1 protein-coding gene is annotated in these 469 nt (G+C 51.4%); it reads right to left on the bottom strand.

The annotated features are described in order from the left end of the window. Nucleotides 1-20 precede the first annotated feature (20 nt). The coding region (locus ACTHUR_RS20020) for a LysR substrate-binding domain-containing protein (RefSeq protein ID WP_440400542.1) at nucleotides 21-469 on the bottom strand (449 nt) is incomplete at its 5' end.

Below are 469 nucleotides of genomic sequence, written 5' to 3'. Positions count from 1 at the left end.
GCCTTTTGATTGTTTCAAGTTTACATTTCCAATTCGCTCAAGCCCGGCAAGTCGGCAAAACAGCGGTCATGCGTGATTTGGCAGAAGTTGTCCAGATAGCCTTTGTTGGCGTCTTCCGTACGAATGGCGGCATAAAGTTTGCTTTGTAGGCCGTCTGAAGTGATTTTGCGGTGGACGACGTAGCCTTTTTCCAAATACGGCATGACTGTCCAATAGGGCAGGGCGGCGATGCCGCGTTTGCTGGCAACTAATTGAATAATGGCGATAGTCAGCTCGCTGTGGCGGCGCGGCGGATTAATGCCTTTGGGCAGCAGCACTTTTTTGGGCAAATCCAGCATTTCGTCGGGGACGGGATAAATAATCAGGGTTTCGTCGATAAAGTCTTCCGCTTCCCAAATGTCTTTGTCAGCAAGCGGGTGGTCTTCTGCGCAGATGCCGACCATTTCATAGGCAAACAGGGGGCGGTAGC

The sequence above is a fragment of the Neisseria sp. P0021.S007 genome (genome assembly GCF_051956855.1).
This window is presented reverse-complemented; position numbering and strand designations above follow the sequence as displayed.